The organism is Actinoplanes sp. NPDC051633, assembly GCF_040681735.1.
Lineage (GTDB): Bacteria > Actinomycetota > Actinomycetes > Mycobacteriales > Micromonosporaceae > Actinoplanes.
The window spans coordinates 1-1,501 of record NZ_JBFAZH010001546.1; the positions used below are offsets into that span (position 1 = coordinate 1).

2 protein-coding genes and 1 pseudogene are annotated in these 1,501 nt (G+C 68.5%); 2 read left to right on the forward strand and 1 reads right to left on the reverse strand.

Annotated elements, in window-relative coordinates; all coding sequences use genetic code 11:
• Together AB0M20_RS42985 and AB0M20_RS42990 are read left to right on the forward strand one after the other, a co-directional pair.
• Positions 1–320, forward strand: a pseudogene (locus tag AB0M20_RS42985) (SAM-dependent methyltransferase); the annotation flags it as partial.
• 30 nt (positions 321–350) lie between these two features.
• Positions 351–749, forward strand: a complete 399-nt coding sequence (locus tag AB0M20_RS42990) for a VOC family protein (RefSeq protein WP_364307208.1) — start codon at positions 351–353, stop codon at positions 747–749.
• Positions 750–837: 88 nt separating this feature from the next.
• Here AB0M20_RS42990 and AB0M20_RS42995 read toward each other — a convergent pair.
• On the reverse strand, positions 838–1,501 hold a 664-nt coding region (locus AB0M20_RS42995), incomplete at its 5' end, for a hypothetical protein (RefSeq protein ID WP_364307210.1).

The window sequence follows — 1,501 nt, forward strand, 5'->3', positions numbered from 1 at the left end:
ACTCGCTGCACGACATGGGTGATCCGCTCGGCGCGGCCAGGAACATCCACAGCTCGCTGAAGCCCGACGGCACGTGGATGCTCGTCGAGCCGTACGCGGGCGACACGGTCGGCGACAACCTCAACCCCGTCGGCCGGATCTACTACTCGCTCTCCACGTTCCTGTGCGTACCCAATGCGTTGTCGCAGAGCGGCGGCTACGCGTTGGGCGCTCAGGCGGGCGAGGAGCCGATGCGCCGGGTGGCCACCGACGCCGGCTTCACCCGCTTCCGCCGGGTCGCCGAAACCCCGTTCAACATCGTCTACGAAGCCCGTCCGTAACTTCCGCCGCACCCGAAGGAGCACCGACCCATGACCAACTTTCCCGGTCTGACCCACGTTGCCGTCACGATCAGCGACCCGTCCGTCAGCGTGCCGTGGTACACCCGGCTGATCGGCGCCGAACCCGTCCTGGATGAGGACACCGGGCCGTTCCGGCACATCGTCTATGCCGTCGGCGACGACCTGCTCGGCCTGCACGTCTTCCCGGACGGGTTGCGCGACGGCGACGCCTTCCACCCGTACCGGCGGGGGCTCGACCACGTGTCCTTCGGCCTGCCGAGCCGCTCGGAGCTCGAGAAGTGGCAGCGACGGCTGGACGAACTGGGCGTCGAGCACGGTGGGATCACCGACGCGTCGTACGGGATCGGCCTGTCCTTCAAGGATCCTGACGGCATCGCGCTGGAGTTCTTCGCGCCGCCCGCCTCCTGACGGAACGCGCCGCACCGGCCGGGTTCCCGCCCGGCCGGTGCGTTGCCTCGTCCGCAGTGCCGGTGCCGACCGTTTCGTGGGCGCACCCTCAGCGAGCGATCGACGAGGCAGCGGCCGGACCGGTCACCGACCGGTGGAACAGCATCCACGCGCCGAGGGCCGCGACGGCCAGCCCGAGAGGAATGCCCCAAGGGGACAGCAGAGCCTGATATCCGAAGATGCCGCCGATCACGATCAAGACGGAAATCCAAACCGGAAAGACCCGTGCCCGCAGAGCCGCGACGCCGAAAGCCACCCACCCGATGGCGAACAGTGCATAGCTCGAGATCGTGCCCAGCGCGAACAGGATGGACGGATCACTTTCCAGAACCTCCGGTAGCGGGCCACCGGCCAGCCACGGGACGGCGAAGCTCTCGAACCACAGGTTGCCCCCAAGAGCCATCGTGCCGAGCAGAGCGGCGGAGACGCCGAACGTGCCCAGCCGGCCGGCCCTCGACGCCTGACGGCCGTGCGCACCGATGACGGCGGCCATCAGCACCCAGAAGCCGGTCAGGTAGACGACGCTGCCGATGTTGAAGATGCCGTTCTGGGACGTGGCCGTGTTGCCCTGCTGGTCGAAGGGCCACACACCGCCGGTCTGCCGGCCTACGAGAGCCTGGAGCTCATCGACGAGCAGTACGCCGACCCGGGCCGGCGGTTGACGCCGCAGGATCTCCTCGCCCTGGGTCAACTGCTCTGTGAACACCGCTGAC